The organism is Mesorhizobium sp. M1A.F.Ca.ET.072.01.1.1, from assembly GCF_004023325.1.
GTDB lineage: Bacteria > Pseudomonadota > Alphaproteobacteria > Rhizobiales > Rhizobiaceae > Mesorhizobium.
In genome coordinates, this window is record NZ_RZSF01000704.1 from 1 (window position 1) to 542 (window position 542).

The 542-nt window shown below is 64.4% G+C and carries 2 protein-coding genes; one reads left to right on the plus strand and one right to left on the minus strand.

Annotated features, from left to right (window positions below; translation table 11 throughout):
* Window positions 1–230, minus strand: a 230-nt coding sequence (locus EOA32_RS39460; RefSeq protein WP_210214896.1) for a hypothetical protein, incomplete at its 3' end; no start/stop codon positions are given.
* A gap of 51 nt (window positions 231–281) precedes the next feature.
* Here EOA32_RS39460 and EOA32_RS39465 point away from each other — a divergent pair.
* The coding region (locus EOA32_RS39465; RefSeq protein WP_210214897.1) for a hypothetical protein at window positions 282–542 on the plus strand (261 nt) is incomplete at its 3' end.

A 542-nucleotide genomic window follows, 5' to 3' on the forward strand; every position in this document is an offset into this window, starting at 1 on the left:
CCGCCCGGCAGATTGCCGACCTCGCGCAGGTCTATCTCCAGCTCCAGCCGCACGAACGCGACAATCTGTCGATCGTGTTGTTCAATTGCGACGCCGCCGCCCTGCCCCAGGCGGTGGTAGATGCGGTTCGGAAGGATGCCGAGAAGGAAGGCGAAGAGGCGATGTGCCAAGTGGTGTTGAGGCACACTGACGGCAAACAGCTCCGCGCGCTGTACCAGCAGCTCGTCCACCGCGAACTCCAACAGGACGGGCTGCACGCGAGCGAAGCGGCACGCGATTTCATGTCGCGGCTGCGCATCTCGATCCTGGTCAACGAGCAACGCCCGTCACAGACCAGCGATGGTCCGCCGTTTGATATCGTCTTCTGCCACGACGTGATCTCGCGCCAGGCCGAGCTCGGCTGGTCGGACGTGCCACGGATCGAACGACCTGCGATCGACATCGATCCAGCGCAATGGTCGCGGCGCAAGGCAATCGGGCGTTTCGACCGCGACGCGGTGCTGCATCTCACCTGCCCTGCGCAAACGCCGGCTGGCTGGAAC